Origin of the sequence: Fibrisoma montanum, from assembly GCF_003583365.1 — a bacterium.
GTDB lineage: Bacteria > Bacteroidota > Bacteroidia > Cytophagales > Spirosomataceae > Fibrisoma > Fibrisoma montanum.
Window position 1 is genome coordinate 1 of record NZ_QXED01000019.1, and the last position, 24,792, is coordinate 24,792.

Annotated in this window: 15 protein-coding genes; all 15 read left to right on the forward strand. The window is 54.0% G+C overall.

Annotation, left to right across the window (positions count from 1 at the left end):
• Positions 1–122 precede the first annotated feature (122 nt).
• The 15 genes from DYU11_RS32180 (at position 123) to DYU11_RS32250 (ending at position 24,780) form a co-directional block, all read left to right on the forward strand.
• Positions 123–533 carry a hypothetical protein gene (locus tag DYU11_RS32180; protein WP_119671865.1) on the forward strand — a complete coding sequence of 137 codons (411 nt, stop codon included), beginning with the start codon at positions 123–125 and terminating at the stop codon, positions 531–533.
• Positions 530–985, forward strand: coding sequence for a hypothetical protein (locus tag DYU11_RS32185; RefSeq protein WP_119671866.1), 456 nt, complete (start codon positions 530–532; stop codon positions 983–985). The genes DYU11_RS32180 and DYU11_RS32185 overlap by 4 nt, the downstream gene beginning before the upstream one ends.
• 42 nt (positions 986–1,027) lie before the next feature.
• Positions 1,028–1,957 carry a winged helix-turn-helix domain-containing protein gene (locus DYU11_RS32190; RefSeq protein ID WP_119671867.1) on the forward strand — a complete coding sequence of 310 codons (930 nt, stop codon included), beginning with the start codon at positions 1,028–1,030 and terminating at the stop codon, positions 1,955–1,957.
• A 173-nt stretch (positions 1,958–2,130) separates the two neighbouring features.
• On the forward strand, positions 2,131–4,518 hold the full coding sequence (locus DYU11_RS32195; RefSeq protein WP_119671868.1) for an ABC transporter permease: 2,388 nt from the start codon (positions 2,131–2,133) through the stop codon (positions 4,516–4,518).
• Positions 4,519–4,635: 117 nt separating this feature from the next.
• On the forward strand, positions 4,636–7,017 hold the full coding sequence (locus DYU11_RS32200; RefSeq protein ID WP_119671869.1) for an ABC transporter permease: 2,382 nt from the start codon (positions 4,636–4,638) through the stop codon (positions 7,015–7,017).
• 116 nt (positions 7,018–7,133) lie between these two features.
• Positions 7,134–9,524: an ABC transporter permease gene (locus DYU11_RS32205; RefSeq protein WP_119671870.1), complete on the forward strand. Its 2,391-nt coding sequence runs from the start codon at positions 7,134–7,136 to the stop codon at positions 9,522–9,524.
• 167 nt (positions 9,525–9,691) lie between these two features.
• Positions 9,692–10,156, forward strand: coding sequence for a nuclear transport factor 2 family protein (locus tag DYU11_RS32210; RefSeq protein ID WP_119671871.1), 465 nt, complete (start codon positions 9,692–9,694; stop codon positions 10,154–10,156).
• Positions 10,157–10,191: 35 nt separating this feature from the next.
• Positions 10,192–10,836 (forward strand): hypothetical protein, encoded by a 645-nt coding sequence (locus DYU11_RS32215; RefSeq protein WP_119671872.1) that lies wholly within the window; start codon positions 10,192–10,194, stop codon positions 10,834–10,836.
• 8 nt (positions 10,837–10,844) lie between these two features.
• Positions 10,845–13,292 (forward strand): ABC transporter permease, encoded by a 2,448-nt coding sequence (locus DYU11_RS32220; RefSeq protein ID WP_119671873.1) that lies wholly within the window; start codon positions 10,845–10,847, stop codon positions 13,290–13,292.
• Positions 13,293–13,372: 80 nt separating this feature from the next.
• Entirely contained in the window at positions 13,373–14,266 is an 894-nt protein-coding gene (locus DYU11_RS32225) for a PD40 domain-containing protein (protein WP_119671874.1), read from the forward strand.
• A gap of 75 nt (positions 14,267–14,341) precedes the next feature.
• Positions 14,342–16,723 carry an ABC transporter permease gene (locus DYU11_RS32230; RefSeq protein ID WP_119671875.1) on the forward strand — a complete coding sequence of 794 codons (2,382 nt, stop codon included), beginning with the start codon at positions 14,342–14,344 and terminating at the stop codon, positions 16,721–16,723.
• A 150-nt stretch (positions 16,724–16,873) separates the two neighbouring features.
• Positions 16,874–19,993 (forward strand): SusC/RagA family TonB-linked outer membrane protein, encoded by a 3,120-nt coding sequence (locus tag DYU11_RS32235; protein WP_119671876.1) that lies wholly within the window; start codon positions 16,874–16,876, stop codon positions 19,991–19,993.
• Positions 19,994–20,016: 23 nt separating this feature from the next.
• Complete coding sequence (locus DYU11_RS32240) at positions 20,017–21,438, forward strand: SusD/RagB family nutrient-binding outer membrane lipoprotein (RefSeq protein WP_119671877.1); 1,422 nt, start codon at positions 20,017–20,019, stop codon at positions 21,436–21,438.
• Positions 21,439–21,618: 180 nt separating this feature from the next.
• The gene (locus DYU11_RS32245) at positions 21,619–23,988 is read left to right on the forward strand and encodes an ABC transporter permease (RefSeq protein ID WP_119671878.1); all 2,370 of its coding nucleotides are present in this window, start codon (positions 21,619–21,621) and stop codon (positions 23,986–23,988) included.
• Positions 23,989–24,024: 36 nt separating this feature from the next.
• On the forward strand, positions 24,025–24,780 hold the full coding sequence (locus tag DYU11_RS32250) for a head GIN domain-containing protein (RefSeq protein ID WP_119671879.1): 756 nt from the start codon (positions 24,025–24,027) through the stop codon (positions 24,778–24,780).
• Positions 24,781–24,792 lie beyond the last annotated feature (12 nt).

Consider the following 24,792-nt stretch of genomic DNA (forward strand, 5'->3'; position numbering starts at 1 on the left):
CTGCCCCACGCCCCACCCCACCAAACTTTTACATTTCCTTTACAATCTTTTACCCGTGTTTTTCAAGGTCCCCACAAGGAGCCGATACATTTGTCTGGTCTTTATTTTAATCGGACTTAGACATGAAAAAAGCACATTGGCTCACGTTTGCAGTTGCGCTCAGCGCGGTATCGACCGTTAGTTTCGGGCAGAACGCCTTCCAGCACTGCACGGCTGCGTTCGTCGGGAACAAGATGGTAGTGGACCAGTACACCACAACCGGCAAAAGCGTATTGCCCTCAACGACCACCGGCGAACTTAGCGTCCAGACCGTCGACTTATCACCGACCTCCACCAAAGCCCTTGACAAGATTGCGTTTAAGGTGGCTATTCGCGATAAGGATACAAAAACGCTGGTGATGTTTTCGAGGGACGAGTACAAGCAGGTTAGCGTTCAGAACGTGCTGGCTAAATGCCGGAAAGGCGATCACATCGTCCTGCTGACGATCGATAATCAGTATGCACTCCCTCACAACGAAATCCTGGTCCAATGAACCGTCGATCTATTCACTACCCGGGGATTGTGCTGGGAGCACTGGTCCTCGGCTGTCTGGGTACGTTCGCCCGCAGTGGCGCTGCCGACGCCGACCACAGTCTGATTCTGCTGAATGGCAAACCGATGGAGTACAGTACGTTCACCATCGGCAGCCGGGGGAAGCTGGCCCTTATAACGATCAGCCCCGATGCAACGCAGCTTCCGTTCAGAATCTACCTGAAGCGGGGCGGCACCGTCATTAATAGCACGGAGTCAAACCCGAACCGGGCGGTTACGGAGGTGGAAATTGCGAACGTACTGGCAGTAGCCAGGCACGGCGATAACCTGATTATTGAACCCGTTCATCAAAGCGAAGCCAAAAGCAAGCGCACATTTCGGGTGGTCAACTACATCACCATGCCCATCTTCAACTGGCTCTACCGGCCAAAGAACGCAACGGATGGCTGCTGATAGTAAGGCTTTTGTATCTTTGTTAAAAGCCTTTGGGGAAACATGGGAAAAGCTGCGGCCATTATCGGACTTTTGCTGGCAGGATTGCTGTTCACGCAGTTTACGGGACTAGCGCCCGCGGTAGACCAAACCGACAACCGTTCGTTTGCGCGGAAAGTCAACCTCGCCCTGCGTCGGACGGCCCACCACCTCCTGGTCGAACAGGGCGACTCTACCTCCCGGATTCCACCGGTAGAGCAAATGAGTGCCACTACGTTCACCATCCGGCTCGAACGACCGTTTGAGTATGGTCACCTGCCGGCTATTCTCCAGCAGTCGCTGGCCCTTCATCAGATCGGCACCAACTACGATGTTGCCGTGCTGGACTGCACGAACGGCGAACTCCAGCTGGGCTATAACTTCCTGGATTATACCGACCATCACGAAGTCCCCTGCGGTGGGCGGGACCAGAAGCGCGGCTGCTACACACTTCAGGTCACGTTCGCAGCTGCCGAAACCGCATCCCGGCCAATCAGCCTCTGGTGGGCCGGGATGCTGGGTTTTGTACTCGCCGGGCTGGGTGGTTTTGTCTGGTACCGGGTTACTAAACCCGAAAAGCTGGACCCTGCCTCTCCCGCCCTACACCCTTCGCCCCCTGGCCCCCAGCCCCAAGCCCCCCGCGACCAAATCCGGTTTGGGCAAACGGTGTTCAACCCCGCCGATCTATCGCTGGATGTAGCCGGTAGCCACCACACGTTAACGTACCGGGAAGCCAAACTACTCCGTCTTTTTGCAGACCATCAAAACCAGGTGCTCGAACGCGACTTCATTCTCAAGTCTGTCTGGGAAGACGAAGGCATCATCGTTGGCCGGAGCGCCGACGTGTTCGTGTCCCGGCTGCGTAAGCTACTCCAGCATGACCCAACGGTACGTATCACTTCGGTGCACGGTGTAGGGTATCGATTCGTGGTAGAGCAGGCGCCTGCAGACTAGCCGATTACTCCCCTTCTTTCTGTCCGCAACTGAACGTAAAGGCGTCCGTTTGCGGACATTTTCATTTGTAGAATAACCGTAAATATTTAACTATCAACCAATTGTCTTTTGTGGTACGCCATTTGGGTAGATAGTGGTACACCTTGTTCAACCTTTCTTAACGCTAAACGACCATGCTGCTGAATTACCTCAAAATTGCCGTTCGAAGTCTTTGGAAAAACCGGGTCTTCAGTGCGCTGAATTTAGTCGGCATGGGCATTGGCATTGCGGCTGTTGGCCTGATGACGCTTTATATTGCTCATGAGCTGAGCTACGACCGGTTTCATGCCAACGCCGACCGAATCGTTCGCGTTGTGCATTATGCAAGCTGGCCCACTGGAAATCTGCAGATCGCCCCAACGTCGGCGCCCTACGCGAAAGCCCTCCAGACCGATTATCCCGATATTGAAAAAACCGTCCGGATTCACCCCGAGGGTGGTGGCATGATTACGTACCGGGATAAAACCCTTGAAGCGAACGACATCTATTTTGCCGACAAGACCCTGTTCGACATATTTTCGTTTCCGTTCCTGTATGGCAATCCCGCCACCGCCCTGGAACAGCCGCAGAGTATCGTCCTGACGAAGCGGTTAGCCGAGAATCTGTTCGGCGATGCGGCAAAGGCCGTTGGTAAGCCGATCGCGTTCAGCAACAACTTCATCAATACCGTAACGGGGGTTATCGACGACGTACCGAACAATTCGCACTTACGCTTCAGCGCCATACGCTCGTTCCCGGCCGACTATACAAGCGACTGGCAGAACTTTGAACTCTACACGTACCTGTTGCTGACAAAAGGCACCGACCATAAGGCACTGGAAGCGAAACTCGCCGGGTTCTATCCCAAGCATCTTAAAAAGGAAGTAGGCGAACTCACCTACCGGATGGAGCTTCAGCCGCTGCCGTCTATCCACCTCCACTCCCACCTTGACTACGAAATCAGTCCAAATGGTAATGCCAAAACGATTTCTGTGTTTGTCATTATAGCCGCTCTGGTCCTATTTATCGCGGGTATTAACTACGTAAATCTGTACACCGCCCGGGCCATTACCCGGACCCGCGAGGTTGGCGTTCGCAAAGCCATCGGTTCGCGTCGGGATCAGCTTGTGGGGCAGTTTTTAACGGAGTCAATCCTGATGGCTTTTCTGGCAAGTATAATCGGCGTTATCCTGATGGAAACGGCGTTGCCCTGGTTTAACCAACTGGCCGATCGGTCGCTTTCCGTTGCGCAGTACGGTCTGTTCACCCCAGTAGTCATCGTGTTGGTATTCACGGTACTGCTTGGATTTGGCAGCGGTCTTTACCCGGCCCTGTTCCTGTCTGGCTTCCGGCCCGTTATTGCCCTGAAGGGCCAGGTTGGCAGCCTGACCGGAAAAGTCCGGTTACGCCAGTCGCTGGTTGTGTTCCAGTTCATCATAGCCATTGGTCTGATTGCGGGCTCCGGTGTCATTTTCCGGCAGCTGAACTTCATGCTTACGAAAGAACTGGGTTTCAACAAAACGCAGGTGTTGACCTTTCACCTGGAGAATGAGGCATCGCGCCAGCAGGTACGGGCGTTGAAAGAAGAACTCCGCAAAAGCCCATTTATTGAACAGGTAGCGGCCGCCAGCAACCCAATTGGGGGCAACAACATCGGCACCAACGGCATGTTTTTCGAACAAAACGGCACCATGCCTACGGCCACGCAAATTGTTCAGAAGTTCTCCGTCGATCCAGATTATTTAAGCACCCTGGAAATTAAGCTCCTGAAGGGCCGTAACTTCTCCGAATCGTTTCCCAGTGATGCCTTAGGGGCGGTATTGGTGAATGAAGCGCTGGTGAAAAAAATGGGCTGGCAGCAACCCATCGGCAAACGAGTCCGGTACTTTCTGGGTAAAGATCAGGTTGAAGAAGCCCGGGTGGTGGGCGTAGTCAACGATTTTCATATCTACTCGCTTCAGCACAAGATTGAGCCGCTGGTGCTCCAAATGCCCGCGCCATCCGAAAAGGATAATCTCTACGTCCGCATCCGGCCCGAGAAAACCAAAGAAGCCCTCGCTGCCATCAGTCAGGTGTATCGAAAGTTTGATCAGGCCAGTACGCCGACCTTTCATTTCCTGGACGAAAACTTTGCCCAGCAATACAAAACGGAAGAGAAACAGAGCCAGGTGCTGCTTGCCTTTACCGTCCTTGCGATCTTCATTGCCAGCCTGGGTCTGTTTGGGTTAGCCGCCTTCACGGCTGAGCAACGCACCAAGGAAATTGGGGTGCGGAAGGTGCTGGGTGCGTCCGTCACCAGCATTGTTGCGCTGCTTTCTGAAGACTTTTTGAAACTGGTGCTGATTGCAATCCTCATTGCCTCACCCCTTGCCTGGTACGCTATGCATCAATGGTTAAATGAATTTGCTTATAAGATCGACCTCGAATGGTGGATGTTTGCCCTGGCGGGCATTCAGGCCGTTGCGATCGCCCTGCTGACCGTCGGCTTCCAAAGCCTGAAGGCCGCCCTGATGAACCCGGTAAAATCACTTAGAACGGAATGAAAAAAGGAGGAAAGGGAGGAAGGAGGAAAGGGAGAATAGGGATGAGCTTACATAATTCCTCTCCTCCTTCCTCCTTCCTCCTCTCCTCCCTTTCCTCCCTTTCCTCCCTCAAATCCTATGCTGAAAAATTACCTGAAAATCGCCATTCGAAATCTGTGGAAGAACCGCCTGTTCACCATCATTAATTGCATGGGCCTTTCGGTGGGTCTGGCGTGCGTTGTCGTGTTGATTCTGTTCGCGCAGAAGTGCCTGACCTGGGATCGCTTCCATACCCAGATTGACCGCATCTACTACGTTAAGACGCAAACCAACGAGCAAACCTACAACCAGACGGTCTATCCCATTCTGGATCAGCTGCTCAGGAACTATCCGGAAATCGAGGCCGGCACACACATACAGACCTGGAGCAACCCCTGGATTCACTACGGCACTAAAAACGTACAGGAGCGAACGGCCTACGTCGACCCGGCATTCTTCAGGATTTTTAGCTTCGCGTTTAAGTATGGCGACCGCAGCACCGCTCTGCGCGACAAGCAGTCGATTATCCTGAGTGAGAAAATTGCGCTGAATCTGTTCGGCGACACAAACCCCGTTGGGAAGATTGTTACGATCAACGATACGTCTCAATGTACCGTCACGGGCGTACTGGACAAAATTCCGGCTAATTCGTCCCAGCAGTTTGACGTAATCCTGCCAACGGCTATCCTCCTGGACAGTCCGGGTTTTAAGGAGAATGCCGACTGGTATAACAGCTTTGCTTCGGTGTTTGTACTGCTCAGGCCCGGTGCCGACAAAGCCCGGCTGGAAGCTAAATTTCCGCAGCTGGTAAACGCCCATTTTTCTCCCGAAGCCAAAGACCGTACGGTTCTGCTGGGCGCTTACCGCGAATACATTCACGATGAGAACCCTACGTTCTCCGGGCTGATTTACGGCGCTATTGTTATTGCGCTGTTTCTGCTGCTCATCATCAGCATCAATCTCATAAACCTCAACATGGCTTCTGCTTTGCCAAGGGCCAAAGAGATAGCGATGCGACAGGTCGTAGGAGCCACGCGCAAACTCGTAGTAGGGCAGTTCTGGGTCGAATCGGGCCTGGTCGTTATGGTCTCGGTTGTGTTATCGGTCCTTTTTGCGATCCATTACCTCATTCCCGGCTTCAACCAACTCCGCGACGGGAACATGCAGCTGGACATCACCTGGGCCAATGATTACCCAACCATACTGACAATTCTCGGCGTTGCCCTCCTGGTTGCGGGGGTGGCGGGTACCTATCCCGCGCTATATTTGCTTGGCCTCAAAACGACGGAGGCTGTCAAGGGCAAAATCTCGGCCGATCCGCACCGGGGGCAGCTCCGTCAGAATGCCCTTATTATCGTGCAGTTTGCCCTGTCCATCATCTTTATCATTGGCACCATCGGCATGCGTCAGCAGATTCAGTACATGAAACAGGCGGACCTGGGTTTCAACAAACAGAATGTCCTCGTGTTCCGAACCGATCTGGCGTATAAAGACGAACAAACGGCTATTTCGCAGGGTCGAGACATTCTGGACGGTCTGCGCCGGGATGCTTCCGTAGCCGCGTTCACCTCGTCGGAGGTGACGCCGGTGCAATATTGGAGCAACTATAATTCATATTTTCCGGAAGGCAACGAAGCCAGACAAGTCAAATTCCGGCATGTAACGGGAGCGATCAACTATTTTGAAACGTACGGGATCCCGCTGGTTGAAGGGCGATCGTTTTCCGACATTCCCACCGCCGATTCAGTTATCAATGCCGTAGTGATCAACGAAACGGCCATGAAGGCGCTTGGGTGGACCACGGCGGTCGGTAAAAAACTACGTCAGCTAAACGACGACAAAAGCTATACCGTCATTGGTGTCACCAAAGATTTTCACTACCAGAGCCTCAAAGAGCACATTGAGCCGCTGCTCCACTGGGCCGGTGGGCCGCAAACGCTTAACAGTTACCTCAGCGTTCGGCTCACCGACGAGTCCAAAGCGTCAGCGTTGGTACAGAAGCTGGAAGCGCAGTTCAAAAAAATTCCGGCCCGGCGTGCCCTTAGCTACTTTTACCTGAGCGATGAAGTTGATAAGGCCTACCGCCCCATCGACAACATCTGGCGCATGATTGGCTTCGTGGCCATGATCGCCATCCTGACGGCCTGCGCCGGAATCTTCGGACTCATCTCGCTCGTAACGAAGCGACGGACCAAGGAAATCGGCGTCCGTAAGGTTCTTGGGGCCAGCGTTCTGAACATCACAGCGTTGCTCTCCAGAGATTTTCTGAAGCTGGTCTTGCTGGCCTTCCTGATCGGCTCGCCGATAGCCTGGTGGCTGGGGAATACGCTACTGAGTTATTTCGCGTATCGGGCCGAGGCCCAGTGGTGGTACGTTGCTCTGGCGGGCGTTCTGACCGTAAGTATTGCCCTGCTGACGGTCAGTTACCAGAGTGTGAAAGCCGCCCTGATGAACCCGGTGAAATCACTTAGAACGGAATGAAAAAAGGAGGAAAGGGAGGAAGGAGGAAAGGGAGAAAAGGGATGAGCGTATATAATTCCTCTCCTCCTCCCTTTCCTCCCTTTCCTCCCCTTCCTCCTTTCCTCCCTTAAAATCCTATGCTGCTCAACTACCTGAAAATCGCCTGGCGGAACCTGATTCGCAACAGAACTTACAGCATACTGACCCTGCTGGGATTGGCCAGTGGCATGACCTGTGCCATTCTGCTGGGACTTTATGTCGGAGACGAGTTAAGTTTCGACCGGTATCATGCAAACGCGGAGCGAATAGTTCGCGTCAATCTGCACATCAAATGGTCGGACAATGAATACAAGCTCGGCATCGCGTCTGCCCCCATGGGACCTGCCTTACAACAGGACTATCCTGAGGTTAGGCACGTACTGCGAGTGAAGACCGGCAGCGAAACGCTGTTCCGGGTAGGTGATAAAGCGCTGTATGCGAAAGACGTTATCTACGCCGACTCGACACTGTTTACCTTCTTTGATTATGACTTCGTCTCCGGCAGTCCGCATACAGCGCTTGCCAGTCCAAACAGCATCATATTAACGCAACAGTTAGCCCTGAACCTGTTCGGGAAAACCGATGGCGTAGTGGGCCGCATCGTTACGGTGGGAGACGATCAGCCGCTTACAGTAGCTGGCGTCATTAGCCATGTTCCTGCCAATCATCATCTGAAATTTGAGGCCATTTTACCGTATTCCAATCAGAAAATCAGCGGGGTCAATCTGAGTAAATGGGATAGCTTCAACTCGATGGTTTACCTCCTGTTGAATAAGGCCAGCGACCGCGGGAAGCTGGAAGGAAAAATGGCTGCCTTCTACCAAAAATACATAGCCCAGGCCATCGGGGATGATAACGGAAAGGAGGTTACGTTTACTATTACTTTCCAGCCGCTGGTAGACATGCACCTGCGCTCAACGCACCTGATGGGTGAAGAGAACGGCGGCAATATGGCCTACGTCTACACGTTCTCGGCCATAGGCTTGTTTATTCTTCTGATCGCCATTGTCAATTACGTCAACCTCGCCACAGCCCGTTCGGCAGGACGAGCCAAGGAAATCGGCATTCGGAAAGCCATCGGTTCGTTACGTTTTCAGCTAGTAAAACAATTCCTGGCCGAATCGACCTTGTTATCGGTCGTAGCCCTTTCGGTGAGTTTACTCCTCCTGTATGCCCTGTTGCCGTTCTTCAACGACGTTTCGGCTAAGACGCTGACCATCGACGTAACGGATACGCAGACAGCCATGGTGTTGATCGCGTTTACGTTGTTGGTTGGCCTGATCAGCGGCTTATATCCCGCCCTTATCCTATCCCGTCTGAAACCGATTGTCATCCTTAAGGGCGCGTTCACAGCCGGCAAAAAAGGTGCTTTGCTCCGACAATCATTGGTGGTCCTGCAGTTTACGATCTCGATAATCATGATGGTTGGTACGATCATCGTGTATCAGCAGCTGCAGTATATGCGGCATACGCAATTAGGCTTCAATCAGGAACAGGTGCTTACCGTTCCGCTCAAATCGCCTTCCGTTCAGCAAGCCGCCAGGGTGCTGAAAACCAAGCTTCTGCAAAACCCGATCATCAACGGGGTAAGTCTGACGAACGGCTCGGTAGGCGGTGAAATGAACAACAAAACAACGTTCAGCTTTTACGCAGGCGGCCGGGAGCATCCAGTTAGTACCGAGTACTTCTCGGTTGATCACGACTTCCTGGATGTCTTACAAATCAAGTTGAAAGCGGGGCGTAACTTTTCGCCTGACTTTGCCAGTGATTCGGCGGGTGCCGTACTCGTTAACGAAGCGATGCTCAGGCGATTAGGCTGGAAAAACCGTACCGCTGGTCTGATCGAGCTCGATACCCGAAAAATACCGATTGCCGGCGTTATCAGCGATTTCCACCTGCGCTCGCTACACAACCAGATCGAACCGTTGGTACTGGTTCTCCACCCGGATCGGGGCGATAACTTACTGATTCGGGTAGCGCCCCGGAACGTACCGGCGGCATTGGATTACGTAAGAGAAACGTACGAAGCGGTGAATCCCGGTCAGCCGTTCGAATACGCTTTCCTGGACCAGATCTTTGCCGAACAGTACCGCTCCGACGAGCGAAAGGGCGGCTTATTTCTGGGCTTCTCCGGCATAGCCATTTTCATTGCCTACCTGGGTTTGTTTGGTCTGGCTACGTTCACCGCTGAGCAGCGCACTAAAGAGATCGGTGTGCGGAAAGTGCTGGGGGCATCGGTTACCAGCATTGTAACCCTGTTATCCAAAGACTTTATGAAGCTGGTTTTCATCGCCATCGTACTGGCGACGCCCCTTGCCTGGTACGCCATGCATCAGTGGCTGCAAAACTTTGCCTACAAGATTGCCATTGACTGGTGGATGTTTGTGCTGGCGGGCGTTACGGCGGTTGCGGTCGCTGTCTTAACGATCAGCGTTCAAAGCATCAAAGCAGCCATAACAAACCCCGTGAACTCATTACGTACCGAATAGCGTAGGGCCAGGGGCTAAGGGCGTGGGGTAACAAACCCTCCCCCAGCCCAGCGCCCTTAGCCCAAACCTGTGAAAATTAACCGTTTAAAACCGCTGGTGCCAGGTAGTGGCGGTCAGACGTACCGTCAGACCATAGACCCAGCGTCCAACCCCCAAACTCAATACTCATGAAGAAAGCAATCGCATCCGTTCTGCTGACCGTTTCGACAGTCAGCGCATTGGCCCAAACCACTCCGACCGACGACGTAGCGGGCGTCAAACAGGCGTGTTTCAACTACATCGATACGTTCTACAAAGCCGATACAACGCTGGCCTACCAGAGCATTCATCCCAGTCTGCAAAAGCGTGGCTTCTCCTACAGCGAGAAAACGAGTTCCTATTCAAAGCAACTGGAAATGCCTTTCCCGGCCCTGATCCGGCTGGCCAGCACCTGGAACAAAGACGGCAAACGAGCCAACGCTGATTCGCCCAGAGTTGTAGACGTATTCGAAGTCGCCGACAAAACCGCAACGGCCAAAGTGACGGCCGTCTGGGGCATTGACTACATTCACCTGATGAAGGACAACGGTCGCTGGATGATTGTCAACGTACTGTGGCAGTCTCCGCCGAAATCGTTGCAGGCAATGAAGTAGCAGACCTATACCACAAACCTAAATTCCAAACCACTATGAGACTTCTCCCTATTCTCATACTTCTGCTCACATCGAATTTAATCAACGCACAAACCGTCAAACTGACCGGTACAGGCCTGCCTGATTTAGATGGTGATTACCAGTTAGCGGGCACACTCAACGACCGCCCCCGTTACACCAAAACGGTTGGCCAAACGACTTACACAATCTTCTGCCGACGCGACGGCAAGGCCAGCGTGTGGATGATTGAGGATGACAAGCAAAACAACTATTTCGGCACGAACGCGGCTACTGCCGAACCACCGTTGCAGGGCTGGGACGTTGGCCGGGCCGGTAAGGATCTGAACGCTAACTTTTCGTTGCTGGTCGATAAGTCGCCCGTTGCGGCTTCTGCCTCCGAGCCGCAAACCATTACCATCCGGTTAGCCAACAATCGAAATACAACCCAGCGAATCATCGTCAGAACCTTGCTGGGTGGCAAGGAAACGGTACGGGCGCGGACGTATCAGCCAGCCGAAGTTTACGAATATCAGGTGGCTAACGGCACACAGTTGTACCTACTGACCGAACAGGAAGGTGACCTATTGATGAGCGGTAAGGGCAACCAGGTATCGGGGCGCTTATTGTTGACTGCCGATAAAGAAATCGCCAACAAAACGTATCAGGCTTACCAAAACTAACACCAACCATGCTCCGGAACTACGTTAAAATCGCGCTCCGTACCCTGTGGAAGAGCCGCGTCTACACGACCATCAATCTGGCAGGTCTGGCCATTGCGATGGCGTTCTGTCTGCTGATCTACCTGTACATCCGGCACGAGTACAGTTTCGACCGTTTCCACGCCAAAGCGGACCGCATCTACCGCCTTGACTACATCGACAATGTCAATGCGTCCATGAACTGGTCAACGGGGTTCCTCAGCTCACTCAGTCCGAAGGATAACAAGCGGCTGGTACGTTTGCCCTACCCCATTGCCCCAGCCATCAAACAACAGTTACCAGACGTCCAGAACGCCGTACGCTTCACCGAAAGTCAGGCGCTGATGCGCGTTGGTGAGCAGATGGCCAGCGAAAAACTGTATTTCGTCGACCAGGCCTTTCTGGATATGTTCTCGTTTGCGCTCGTACACGGCGACCGCCCATCGGCGCTCCGCGAGCCAAACGACGTAGTGCTGTCGAAGAAACTGGCCGAGAAATATTTTGGCACCAGCAATCCGGTCGGTAGAGCGATCAAGCTGGACATTGATGGGATGCAGCCGTTTACGGTGCGGGGCGTCATGGATGAAATTCCGTCGAACTCCAGTCTGAAACCCGATATGCTGGTGCGCATCGAGCGTAATCCGGCGTACAACGAATACGCCAACACAGTGGATAACTGCTTCTGCACAACCACAATGGTTGAGGTGAAAGCCGGCGTTGATCCGGTAGCTTTTCGCCGAAAGCTGAACGTCTTTGCCAACAACTACTTCAAAGGCATGATCAGCGACTGGAAGAAAAACAACCGGTTGCCGAAAGACAAACCGGGTTTGGAGCTAAAAGCCAAAGCTCTGGCCGATTTGCATTTCGACAGCGCCGTATACTTCCCCGAAGTCACCAATCCGCTGTATGCCTCTATTTTAGTGAGCATTGCCGTTCTGATGCTGTTTGTAGCCTGCGTCAATTACGTATCGCTGACGTTGGCCAATGCCGCCACACGCACGCAGGAAGTTGGCGTTCGGAAGGTGGTTGGTGCCGGCAAAGGTCAGGTCTGGCTCCAGTTGTGGACTGAAACGCAGCTCCTGACGCTCGGTGCCTTCGGTTTAACCTACGTACTAACAGCCGCTTTTCTGCCGACCTTTAACCAGTTCACCGGCCGCGACCTGCAGCTTGACTGGTCGGATTGGTGGCTTGTTGGGGGCAGTGCTGCGCTGGTCGTCATCATTGGCTTACTGGCCGGCGGTTATCCGGCTCTCGTACTGTCTGGCTACCGACCCATCAAATTACTGCGGGGCAATCAGACGTATCGGGTAAATCCTGTTCTGTCGCGGTCACTGGTCGTTGTGCAGTATGGCATTTGCCTGTTTCTGATGACGGCCGCCCTGGTGATGAATCGGCAGATGCGGTTTGTGGCACAGAAAGACCTCGGCTTTGACAAAGAACACGTACTGGTGGTCAACAACTACGAAAAAAGCCCTGAGAAGGTGCAGCTATTGCGTGAGCGACTGACCAATCTCAAGCTGACCAATCCTGACCTGGTAGCCGTGAGCGGCACGTCCAGTTCACTGGGTCGTGGCACGAACATGTATTTTTATACGATCAACGACGAGGATACGTGGGTATACACGTTCGGGGTTGATTACGATTACCTGTCCTTGCTCAATCTCAAACTGACTCAGGGGCGCAATTTCTCTACCAGGTTCCCCAGCGACACCGTCGAAGGTGGCCGAAAGGCAATCATCATCAATGAAACATTGGCCAAACGAATTGGTAAACAGTTTGCCCTTAATCGCCCAATCAAAGCCCTGGGCGACGCAGTCGTTATCGGCGTTGTGAAAGACTACCACTTCTCAACGCTCGAATCGAAGATTGAGCCAATGATGTTACGCGTCGATCCAAAAAGCGCCGGGCAGTTTCTGCTCAAACTCCGTGCGGGAGCCACACCAGAAACCGTCGCCCGTTTGGGAAGTGACTGGAAGCGTGTCTCGGACGGCCAGCCCTTCAACTATACGTTTATGGATCAGGACATTGCCAAACAGTACGAGTCATACAGCCGCTGGATGAACATCATGGCATCGGCTACGTTGTTCGCTATTCTGGTAGCTTGCCTGGGCCTGTTCGGTTTGTCAGGTTTGAACGCGGCCAACCGCACCAAAGAGATTGGTATTCGCAAGGTATTGGGCGCCACCGTCTCGCAGTTGTTCATGCTGCTCAACCGCGAGACATTCCGGCTCGCAGCGCTGGCTTTTGTACTGGGTGTACCGGCCGCCTGGTGGCTGATGTCGAAGTGGTTACAGGACTTCGCCTACAAAGTCGACATTGGCTGGGACATCTTCGCCCTATCCGGTGTCGCGGGTCTGCTGACAGCGGCATTAGCCGTTAGTTTCCATACCGTGAAAACCGCTCTGATGAATCCTGTGAAGAGTTTGCGTACTGAGTAGCGTTGGGCAAGGGGCCGGGGGAATGGGGTTGACTACCTTACGCCCCTTGCCCTTATCTCCATGCCCTAAAACCCTTATTCATGAAGATCACCCCGCCCATTTGCCTACTCTTCGTTGCTATTTCGACCATGACCTGCAGGCAACAAACCGGACCTTATATGGGTCAGGAGTCACCCGGCAGGGAGGCCAAGTTATTTGCGCCGGGAGTCGTTTCCAAGGAGGGTCGCTACGAATATGGCTCCTACTTTTCCAACGATGGCAAGGAGTTTTACTACGCCGTCATCATCAATGGAAAGCCCCAGATTTGGGTTTCGCGCCTGGAAGATACTAGGTGGACTGATCCGGAAGTCGTGCTGGCCAGCGACAAGTACGAGTACAATGACCCGTTTCTGTCGCCCGACGGTAAGCGGCTGTTTTTCATCTCGGACCGAGCCCTGGACGGACAAGGCGACAAGAAGGATTTTGACATCTGGTACGTAGAGCGGAAGGACAACGGCTGGTCTGAACCGATCAGCTCAGGACCCGCCATCAACACCGACAAGAACGAATACTACATGTCGTTCACAACCGATGGCACGATGTACTTCTCATCCAACGGCGAAGGCGAGTCGCCTGCCAACAAAAACTATAATATCCGCTTTGCGAAGTTTTCGGGCGGTCAGTTTCAACCGTCGCAGAAGTTAGGCGACTCGGTGAATTCGGAGTATTACGAAGCGGATGTCTTCGTTTCGCCCGACGAGCAATACGTTATCTTCTGCGCAGAACGGCCTGACGGTATGGGCCAGGGCGACTTGTACATCAGTTTCAAAGACGAGCAAGGCCAGTGGCAGAAGGCCAAAAACATGGGCAAAGCCATCAATACGGATAAATACGAGTTCTGCCCGTTTGTTTCCAGCGATGGCAAATACTTGTTCTTTAGCCGCGATGGAGATATTTTCTGGATAAGTGCTGAGCTGATTCATACGCTTAACTAATTTTTTTGCAAAGGACGCGGGATTGGTAGTGCCCTCCATGCCCCACGCCCTTTGCCCCAAGCCCTTAAAAAAACCATGTTAACCAACTATATCAAAACCACCTGGCGCACGCTGCTCCGTGACCGAAGCTACGCGCTGATCAACCTGACCGGCCTGACGCTCGGTCTTGGTGTGGCTATCGTGCTCTTCTGGATTGTGCGGTTTGAGTATAGTTTCGACCGCTACCATCGGAACGCCGACCGGCTCTACCGGCTCATTTATAAAGCTCCGTACGGCGATAAAGGCTCGCACGTTCCACAGGGCGTTATCAAGGCGTTGAAAGAACAAGTTCCTGGCGTTGAGCAAGCGGCAAACACGCGCGCTATCGACTCAGATGGCTTAAAGGTTGGCCAGGCGGTCTACAACATAAAGCATGTGTTCTTTGCGCCACCCGAGTTCTTCGACATGATTGATGCCGAGTGGATCAGCGGCTCCCCTGGACAGTCGCTTAGCCAGCCGTATCAGGTGGTGCTCGATGAACCGACCGCCCAACGGCTTTTCAAGAATGGCGATGCGGTCGGTAAGACCCTTCGCGTTCGGGGTAACATCGACCTGACCGTATCGGGCATCATCCATCAAATGCCGGTTAACTCGGAGTTTCAGTTTCAGGTGCTGGCCTCCCGCGAAACGTTGAAACGGATTGAGCCAGAGTATGCCAATGAAAACTATTGGGGCGGGGGTGATTCGATGCACCACGGCTACGTATTACTGAAACCGGGAGCATCCAAATCGGCCGTAGAAGCCACGCTGGCAAAGCTGGCGGCTCAGCACCAGAACGAATCAAAACGCAGCGGCTACGAACTGCTCCCGCTGGTCGACGTACACCGCGACACACAGAGTGATGCGGATCCATATAACTACGTCATACCGCAGTGGATGCTGTATACCCTGACCAGCATCGGCTTGTTCCTGATCGTCATTGCGGGCATTAATTTCGTAAACCTGGCCACGGTGCAGGCCGTACGGCGTAGCCGCGAAATCGCTGTTCGGAAAGTGCTGGGCAGCAGCCGGACCCAGTTGATTACGCAGTTTTTTGGCGAGACCGCTTTTCTGGTTTTCCTGTCCATCAGTTCAGGCGGGATGCTGGCTATGCAGTTGCTCCCCTACGCCGATCGCTTACTGACGACGCAGGTAGCGCAATCAACCGTCTGGGACCAGAACACCCTGCTATTCCTGGTACTGCTTGGTAGTATCGTAACCCTGCTGGCGGGTAGTTATCCGGCTCTGGTGTTATCGGGCTTCCAGCCGGTACGGGTATTTCGGAGCCGGTTAAGTACGCCGGATCGCGGCCGGATTTCGCTACGTCAGGTGCTGGTCGTTACGCAGTTTGTTATTGCTCAGGTACTGGTCATTTGCACGCTGATCGGCACAAAACAAATTCGCTACTTCTACCAGACCGATCTGGGGTTCAGTAAAGAAGCCGTCGTGACCGTCCGCATGCCGGACAAAGGGAACGCGGTTCTGCGGGAGCGGCTCCGCCGGCAACTGCAGCAGCATCCGGCAATCAAAGACGTAGCTTTTGCCTTAACGACGCCGTCGAGCAACCGTAACTGGTGGTGGGGTACGGTACGTCACCGGAACCTGCCCAACGGCGAGTACGAGTTCCGGACTCAGTACGTCGATACAAACTACTTCCGCTTTTTCGGGATACCGCTGGTGGCGGGTCGGTCCTGGACACGCGCCGATACGAACACCGTAGCAATTATCAATGAAAAAGCCGCGCGTGATCTGGGGTTTAGAACGCCCGAAAACGCAATCGGTGAACGTATTAATCTCTACTACGACAAACCCTTTACCATCATGGGTGTCGTGAAAGATTATCATTCGCAGAGCCTGAAGTCGAGTATTGTGCCGCACGTGTTTCTGTACGCTGACTGGAATTTCCAGGAAGCCAGTATCCGCATTGATCCAAAGCAGAAAACGGCCGCTCTTGCGCATATCGGTCAGCACTGGAAAGCACTGTTTCCGAACCACTACTACGATCCAAAATTCCTGGACGATACCCTCCGAACGTTTTACGAAGACGAACGAAAACTCATCAACTTCCTGACACTGCTCGCCATTGTCGGCATCTTCATCGGCTGCCTGGGCCTGTTCGGTCTGGTATCGTTCGTAGTAACGCAGCGTACCAAGGAGATTGGCGTGCGGAAAGTGCTGGGCGCTACGGTTGTCAATATTATAACGCTGTTATCAACGGACCTCCTTCGGCTTATTCTTCTTGCCTTTATCCTTGCTGTACCCATTGGTTATTACGCGATGAGCCGGTTTCTGGAAGCATATACGTACAAGATTGATATCGAGTGGTCAGTATTTGCCCTGGCGGGGCTTCTGGCTATATTGGTTGCCTTGATAACGGTGAGCGTTCAGAGTATCAAGGCCGCGCTGATGAATCCCGTGAAGAGTTTGCGAACGGAGTAAAAGAGCCCCCATTTTGTCATTATACTCTATATCCCTGCAACTCAGGGCCCAAATATTCTTTGCCTTTTCGATATACTTGCAATACTTAACGAAGGCCTTATTTTTACGTACTATTGGCTTTTACTTTATTCTTAATCTTTACTAATCAACATGAAAAACTTATTACGAGTCTGTATGGCTATTGCCTTTTCTCTCTGTTTTCTGGAGGTCATGGCGCAGCCGATCGACGTAAGCGGTATTGTGACGGCCGAAGGGGATAACGCTCCCCTGCCCGGCGTAAACGTATCCGTAAAAGGTACGTCTACGGGTACGCAAACCAACGCGAGTGGCCAGTACCGGCTGCGGGTCAATTCGACCGATGCCGTACTGGTCTTCAGCTACATCGGCTTTCAAACTCAGGAGATTACCGTCGGGAACCGGACCAGCATCAATCTTGTGCTGAAGCAGGACAATCAGCAACTCAACGAAGTGGTAGTTACGGCCCTGGGCATCAGCCGCCAGAAAAAAGATTTGGGCTACGCTACTCAAAGCGTCGATGCGGCCGAAATCAGCCAAAACAGGCAGACCAACGTCGTTAGTGCGCTCCAGGGAAAAGTCGCCGGCGTGACCATTACCAACACGGGTGGCGCACCCGGACAAGGTGCCCGTATCCTCATTCGGGGCATCAACTCGCTCGATGCCAGCCGCGATAACCAGCCTTTGTTTGTGGTCGACGGGATTCTGCTGGACAATACTACGTCGACTTTTGGCTCAGGTGCCGAACTGCGGGGCGCTACCAACCGGGCGGCCGATATTAACCCGGATGACATTGAAACGATTAACATTCTGAAAGGCGGGGCAGCAACGGCGCTGTACGGTCTGCGGGGAGCGAACGGGGTGGTGGTGATCACCACCAAATCAGGAAAAGCCGGTGCGTTCCGGGCGAATCTGAACAGCACGTTCGGCATCGAGAACGTTAACAAATACCCGGAAGTACAGGATCAGTACACGATTGGCTACGCGGGTGTATATAATCCACAAGACTTCTTTCCTTCCTGGGGACCAACCGTGGAAGAAGCCATCCGGATTGATCCGACGCACCCGCAGCGGCTGTACAATCACTTCCGGGACGCTTATCAGACGGGGAAACAATACCAGAACAACCTGTCGTTTACCGGTGGCACGGACAAGATCACGTTTTTGTCGTCCATCGGCCATCTGCGCCACGAAGGCGTAATTCCGTTTACGAACTTCAATAAATTGTCGGTTCGGCTAAACACGAACGTCAAACTGAGCGAAAAATTCGGGGTCAACACCTCCTTGAACTACATCAACTCGGGTGGCGACCGCTACAACGCCGACCGGTTCAACGAGAGCCTGAGCTACTGGTCTCCGCGCTACGACGTACGGGATTATATCAAGCCGGACGGCACGCAGAACAGCTACGGTAATGGTAACCCGATCTACGGCGCTTACACCAACAAACTCCGCGACAACGTAAACCGGCTCGTAGGTGGTCTGAACTTCCTCTACAGTCCCTTTAAGTGGCTTTCGCTGAACTACCGGGTCGGTCTGGATACGTATTCAGAAGATCGTCTTCGTACAGCCCCGGGGCCGACTGGCCTGGCGGGTGAGCGGGTCTTTGAGGACAATGGTCTGGGCTTTGTGTATCAATACAATACTAACTTTCGGGCCATTACGTCGACGTTCACGGCCAGCGCCAGCACCAAACTGGGCCAGTATGTCAACACTACCTTTCGTCTGGGTCATGACCTGTACGACCGGCGCATCCGGAGTTTCGGTGCGGAAGGGAATGAGCTGACCGTGTACGACTATTTCGACCTGCGCAATGCCAAGACAGTCCGGACGGTTCAGAACGACGAGGATTACCGCCTGATGGGTGTATTTGGCGAACTGACCCTGGATTACCGTGATTACCTGTTTCTGACCCTGACCGGCCGGAACGACATCACCTCGTCGCTGCTGGCCCCCAATAATTCGTTCTTCTACCCGTCGGCCAGCCTTTCCTACCTTTTCTCGCAGCAGTTCAAAATGCCTGAATTCATCAGTCTGGGAAAGCTGCGGGCCTCATACGCACAGATCGGCAAGGACGCGGCCCCCTACTCGACCGTTACGGGGTATGCGGCTTACACCACACTGCCTTCCGGCCTGACCGGTTTCACGCGGGGTTCGCTGCTGGGCGATCCGAATCTGCGCCCTGAGTTCACTGATACGTTCGAAGCCGGGCTGGAAATGGGCTTTTTCAACAACCGGCTTGGGCTGGATCTGACGTATTACAACTCCCTCAGCCGGGACCAGATCATCCGGGTAGACGTATCGTCGGGGACGGGCTACGTGCAGGCCGCAATCAACTCCGGCTCCATGCGGAACCGGGGTATTGAACTGATTCTGCGGGCAACGCCGGTTCAGACGGGTAAGTTGAGCTGGGACGTTAACCTGAATTTTTCGGCCAACCGGAACAAAATCCTGAGCCTTCGCGAAGGCCTGACCGAGATCAATTACGCCAACCAATTCGGCTATCTGAGTTCAAGCGTCACCATGCGGCTCGTACCGGGCTATCCGTACGGCAACCTCTACGGTCGCAGCTACCAGCGCTACTACCCCAACGCAGCCGAAGCCAATGCCTCGCCCGAACTGGATCGCGGCCGCCCGATCGTGATTGGTGCGAATGGTTTTCCGGTGATCAACACGACCCAGAAGATTCTGGGCAACTCGCAGCCCGACTGGATCGGTGGGTTGAACAACACCCTGCGCTACGGCAATTTCACGCTGACAGCTCTCTTCGACGCCCGCGTGGGTCAGGATCGCTACAACCAGCTGGGCAACTTCTTCTCCGCGTTCGGCATCGCCGAATACACCGAAGACCGCAACACGACCAAGGTGTTTGAGGGCGTTCTGGCCGACGGAACACCGAACACCAAGGCCGTCTGGCTCGGTCAGGGCAGAGGCCCGGACGGCGTCGATTATACGAACGGTTTCTACCGGAACATCCACCGGGGGGTATCCGAAAACTTCATCGAAGACGCATCGTGGGTACGGCTGCGCTCGGCAGGAATTACGTATGCGCTCCCTACGTCCCTATTCCGAAACTCGTTCGTCAAAAATGTGACGCTGAGCGTAACAGGCAACAATCTCGCCTTGTGGACCAAATACAGCGGCTACGACCCCGAAACCAGTTCGTTCAACAGCGGCAGCAACGTCGACGGCTTCACCGGGTTCACTTACCCGGCTGTCCGGAGCGTCCTGTTCACCCTGAATGCCGGTTTTTAATCACTTCTTTCACAACGCAACTCATGAAATTTCATACTCGATATACAACGTTCGCGCTGGCGGTTCTGCTGCTTGGCGGAACAAGCGGCTGTCAGAATTATTTTAAACTGGACACCAACCCAAGTCTGATTTCTAACCCACCCCTGAGCGCGTTGCTGTCGACCACAACGCAGAAAACCGCGTTCAGTTCGCAGCGGGTGGCAAACTTCACGTCTTATTTTGTCCAGCATCTGGCAAATCCGACTGCCGGCGGGTCAACTGACACGTACCAGGTTACGGATTACACCGCCACCTGGGATTACATTTATTTTGCCCTCGCCGATCTGCGCGACATGAAGTTACAGGCCCGGGAACAGGGCGCTTCGGAATACGTGGGTGTGGCGGATGTCATGCTGGCGTATCACCTTAATCTGATCGCTGATACGTTCGGGGCAGCCCCCTTTTCGAATGCCTTCGATGGCACAACGCTCACACCGACGTACGATTCGGAAGAGATGCTGTACACGACCGCGCTGAACCTGCTCAACGAGAGCCTTACGGAACTGGCAAAAACTGATTCGCGGATCAAGCTGGTGGCGGCTAATGATCTGATCCACAAAGGCAACACGGCCGCCTGGATTAAAACGGCCCACGCGCTCAGAGCCAGGATGCTGAATAAGATTTCAAAGAAGAGCAGCTACGATCCGGCGGCTGTTCTCGACGCGGTTTCCAAATCGTATACATCGAATGCAGATGACGCCCAGATGGCTTCTTTCCAGCTGCGGAATCCGTGGGCGCAGGTAGCCCGCAACAATGCAAACCTGTTGCTGGACGGCTGGTTGTCGACGCAGTTGGTTAACCACCTGAACGGCACGACCTACGGCATTGTTGACCCCCGCATCGAGAAGATTACGGACAGAACGGTTAATAACACCTACGTCGGCACCCGAAACGGTCAGGGCAACGTGGGCGGCAACAACACGACTAAAGATGAAGTCTATATTTCGCTGAATTCGCCCCTGAGCGGTGATGCCTCCCCGCTGCTGATTGTGACTTACTCGGAGATGAAGTTTGTGGAGGCAGAAGCTGCTCTCCGGGCGGGCGACCGGGCACGGGCCTATGCTGCTTATCTGGCGGGCATTCGGGCCAATATGGATAAACTTGGCGTAGCGGCAGCCGCCCGTGATGCGTACCTGGCCAATCCGGCGGTTGGGGTTGGCGCGAATGGACTCACACTCGATTTGATTTTCAAGGAGAAATACGTCACCACGTACCTGAATCCAGAAGCGTGGAATGACGCCCGCCGGTACGATTACCGCTATAAAGGGTTTACGCTGCCTCTCAACGCAGCCCTGCCTACGTTCATTCGTCGGGTGGCCTACCCGAATGGCGAAACGTCGAAAAATGGCGTAAACGTCCCGGACGATGTCCCACTGTCGACACCCCTCTGGTGGGATAAACCGTAGGCTAGCTGCTTAGCTGGAGTATACCCTCTGAAGCTGTCCGCAACTGAACGTATATGATGTCCAGTTGCGGACATTTTTTAGTTTACATATCAGCTATTATCTTGATTTTGAGCGACTTGTCCATTATGGTATGCGATTTGAGCGATACGGTTATCCGCTCAGCCATCCCCCAGGTATCCCATGCTTCAGAACTACCTCAAAATCGCCATCCGTAACCTGTGGAAACACAAGCTGTTTTCGTTTATCAACGTCTTCGGTCTGGCGTCGGGGCTGACGGTGTGTCTGCTGGCCATTGCGCACATCAAAGGCACGTTTGACTACGATAACTTTCACCCAAACCGCGCCCGCATCTACCGCATCCTGACCGATGTGGTGTATAAGGACAACAACCGGGTGGCGTTTGCTACGTCGCCCATGCCGTTGGGAATCGCCCTCAAACGGGACTACGATTTCGTGGAGGCCACCTCCCGGATTGTGCGTACCTATGGCGAATTCAGCGGCAACCATAAGCGGTTCAGCGACATCCTTTCGTTTGCGGTTGATCCCGACTTCTTCACCATCTTTAATTACCAGCTGGCCGAAGGACGCCCGGCTACCGAACCCGGCACCGCCGTAGTGACCCGCAAGACCGCCGAGCGCTTCTTCGGCACGGCCAATCCCGTCGGACAGGTTGTCGAGCAGGAAGGCATAGGACCGCTGACCATCACCGGCGTCCTGGCCGATACCCCCGCTAATTCACATCTGAAGTTCGATTTGCTGTTCTCGCTGGCTACGTCGGGCAAGACGATGTTGCCGGGTGTCTTTCAGGACTGGAAACAGTACCAGAATGGGTACACGTATGTTCTGCTCAAGCCGGGAATAGCTGCCGACCAACTCAGGAACGTATTGCCCGCCCTTACGAAACGAGCAACGGATAAACTGTCTTTCAGGCAGGAGAAAAGCTACAGCCTTCGTGTGCAGGCCCTGACGCAGTTGTCGCCTTCGCGCGAAGAGCTTATGCACTCGACGTACGAGAAGCAAGTCGGCGGGCTGCTGGTCGAGATGGGCGTGGGCCTGATTACCCTGCTGATGGCCGCTTTCAACTACATCAACCTGACGCTGGCTCGCTCACTGAGCCGCGCCCGCGAGGTGGGCATCCGGAAAGTAGCCGGCGCCGTTCGCTGGCAGGTTGTGGGCCAATTCATGGCGGAATCGGTCGTGCTATCCCTGCTGGCGCTGGGCTTGTCGGTGCTGATGCTGGAGCTGGTGAAACCAATGGCCTTTGTGCAGCAATGGCTTATCGGGGGCGTTACATGGGACTGGCCTTTATGGACGGCTTTTGTGCTGTTCAGCATCGTGGCGGGACTGCTGGCCGGGGTTGTCCCAGCCCGGGTTTTATCCGGTTTTGAACCAGCCCAGGTGTTACGCAGTCAGACCGGGCTGCGGATCATTCGCGGGCTGTCGCTTCGCAAATCGCTTATTGTGATCCAGTTCACCATTTCGATGATCTGCATGATTAGCCTGCTTACAATGACGCGTCAGCAGCAATACATGGCAACGGGCGATTACGGCTTCCGACGCGAGCGGGTCCTTACGCTTCCGCTCAACGACGTACCACCGCAACGGTTAGCCAATGAACTGAACCGGCTGGCCGGGGTTGAACGGGTCGCGGCCACGTCAGAGCTGTTCGGCTCATTCGGTGATACACAAATGATAAAGCGCCAAAGATCCGGACAGGACTCGTCCATGGCGTTTAGCTGGTCAATCAATGACCAGTTTGTGCCTACAATGGGCCTGACCCTATTAGCCGGCCAGAACGTACCAGTCGCCACCGCCGATACGTCCGGCCGCCTGGTGCTTATCAATGAAGAAGCCGTGAAAGCGTTTCGGCTCGGCAGTCCGCAGCAAGCCGTTGGGCAGTCGCTCTGGCTGAATGACAGCACCGAAGTGTCGATAGCGGGTGTTCTGAAAGACTTTCGGTTTACCACGTTTGCGTGGTCCATCAAACCGTTGGTGCTTCGTAGCCAACCGAGCCAGTTCCGCTATCTGACCGTTAGCGTAGCGGCCGGTTCAGAAGACGCCGTACTGGCCGATGTGAAACGTATCTGGAAGCAACTTGCTCCTTATGAGCCGTTTATGGGGTGGTGGTACGACGATTTTTTACGCCAGCGACATTCCCACGCAGAAGATATTGAATTCATGGGCCTGCTCATTGCACTCGCCTTCTCCATCGCCTGTTTAGGGCTGCTGGGCATGGTCACCTACAACACCCAGACCCGCGTCAAGGAGGTGGGTGTGCGTAAGGTGATGGGGGCTGAGGTTCGCCAGATCGTCTGGCTGTTGTCCCGCGATTTTGTGAAGCTCTTACTCATTGCGGCCACTATTGCTATGCCGTTGGGGTATCTGGCTGGTTATGCGTTCCTTATCAATTTTGCCTACCACGTTGCCATCGGTGCAGAAACTTTAGGATTGTGCGTAGGGGTACTGCTCGTGTTAGGTGTCTTAACCATCGGAATCCGGACGTACCGCGCTGCCCTGGCCAACCCAGCCGACAGCCTGCGGGCGGAGTAGATTCCGGTCACGATCAACCAAATCAGAATACTATCTATGAACGCTTTACTGAAAACAATTGCCCTCGTTTGCGTCATCGCAACAACAGCCCTGGCGCAAACGCCAGCCGTCAAGTCACTGCCCTCGTTCGACAAAGTCATTGTCAGCCCTATGGTTCGTCTGGTTCTGGTGGCCGGTGACGCAGAAAGCGCCCGGCTGGAGTACGAAAACATTGCACCCGACAAGGTAAACTGCTACGTTGACGGCAACACCCTGCGTATCTTCCTCGACGATGCCAAGATTACCGTCAAACAGCGCAGGTACGACGACGGCCATAGCTCGTATAAAGAACCGATCTACGACAAGAGCGTGAAAGTAACCGCTTACGTTACGTACCGGCAACTGAACGAACTGGAAATTCGGGGGGAGGAAGAGGCTACCTGCCAGAGCGAAATCAAGGCCGATGTGTTCCGGCTGCGCGTTTACGGCCAGGCCAACGTTACGTTATCGTCGCTGAAAACCGACCGGCTGATCGCTTCGGTATACGGCGAAAACCGGATTACCATCCAGTCCGGGCAGGCTACTGAACAGACGTATCGCGTGTACGGCGAAAGCGAGATAGACGCCGAAAACCTGATCGGGCAGAACGTTTCGACCAGCCTCTACGGCGATAGTAAACTGAGGCTGTACGCATCGAACCGGATCGGCGTCACGGCTTTCGGCGAATCGGACGTAAAATACACTGGTGACGCGCATGTCGATAAAGGCCTGGTCATCGGCGACGTAACCATTCGGAAAGTACGGCCGGAGTAGTGTTTCGACCGT

Bases quoted from the DNA above. Each gene is read 5' to 3' on its own strand.
- DYU11_RS32180 (WP_119671865.1), top strand. From the start codon at position 123: ATGAAAAAAGCACATTGGCTCACGTTTGCAGTTGCGCTCAGCGCGGTA.
- DYU11_RS32185 (WP_119671866.1), top strand. From the start codon at position 530: ATGAACCGTCGATCTATTCACTACCCGGGGATTGTGCTGGGAGCACTG.
- DYU11_RS32190 (WP_119671867.1), top strand. From the start codon at position 1,028: ATGGGAAAAGCTGCGGCCATTATCGGACTTTTGCTGGCAGGATTGCTG.
- DYU11_RS32195 (WP_119671868.1), top strand. From the start codon at position 2,131: ATGCTGCTGAATTACCTCAAAATTGCCGTTCGAAGTCTTTGGAAAAAC.
- DYU11_RS32200 (WP_119671869.1), top strand. From the start codon at position 4,636: ATGCTGAAAAATTACCTGAAAATCGCCATTCGAAATCTGTGGAAGAAC.
- DYU11_RS32205 (WP_119671870.1), top strand. From the start codon at position 7,134: ATGCTGCTCAACTACCTGAAAATCGCCTGGCGGAACCTGATTCGCAAC.
- DYU11_RS32210 (WP_119671871.1), top strand. From the start codon at position 9,692: ATGAAGAAAGCAATCGCATCCGTTCTGCTGACCGTTTCGACAGTCAGC.
- DYU11_RS32215 (WP_119671872.1), top strand. From the start codon at position 10,192: ATGAGACTTCTCCCTATTCTCATACTTCTGCTCACATCGAATTTAATC.
- DYU11_RS32220 (WP_119671873.1), top strand. From the start codon at position 10,845: ATGCTCCGGAACTACGTTAAAATCGCGCTCCGTACCCTGTGGAAGAGC.
- DYU11_RS32225 (WP_119671874.1), top strand. From the start codon at position 13,373: ATGAAGATCACCCCGCCCATTTGCCTACTCTTCGTTGCTATTTCGACC.
- DYU11_RS32230 (WP_119671875.1), top strand. From the start codon at position 14,342: ATGTTAACCAACTATATCAAAACCACCTGGCGCACGCTGCTCCGTGAC.
- DYU11_RS32235 (WP_119671876.1), top strand. From the start codon at position 16,874: ATGAAAAACTTATTACGAGTCTGTATGGCTATTGCCTTTTCTCTCTGT.
- DYU11_RS32240 (WP_119671877.1), top strand. From the start codon at position 20,017: ATGAAATTTCATACTCGATATACAACGTTCGCGCTGGCGGTTCTGCTG.
- DYU11_RS32245 (WP_119671878.1), top strand. From the start codon at position 21,619: ATGCTTCAGAACTACCTCAAAATCGCCATCCGTAACCTGTGGAAACAC.
- DYU11_RS32250 (WP_119671879.1), top strand. From the start codon at position 24,025: ATGAACGCTTTACTGAAAACAATTGCCCTCGTTTGCGTCATCGCAACA.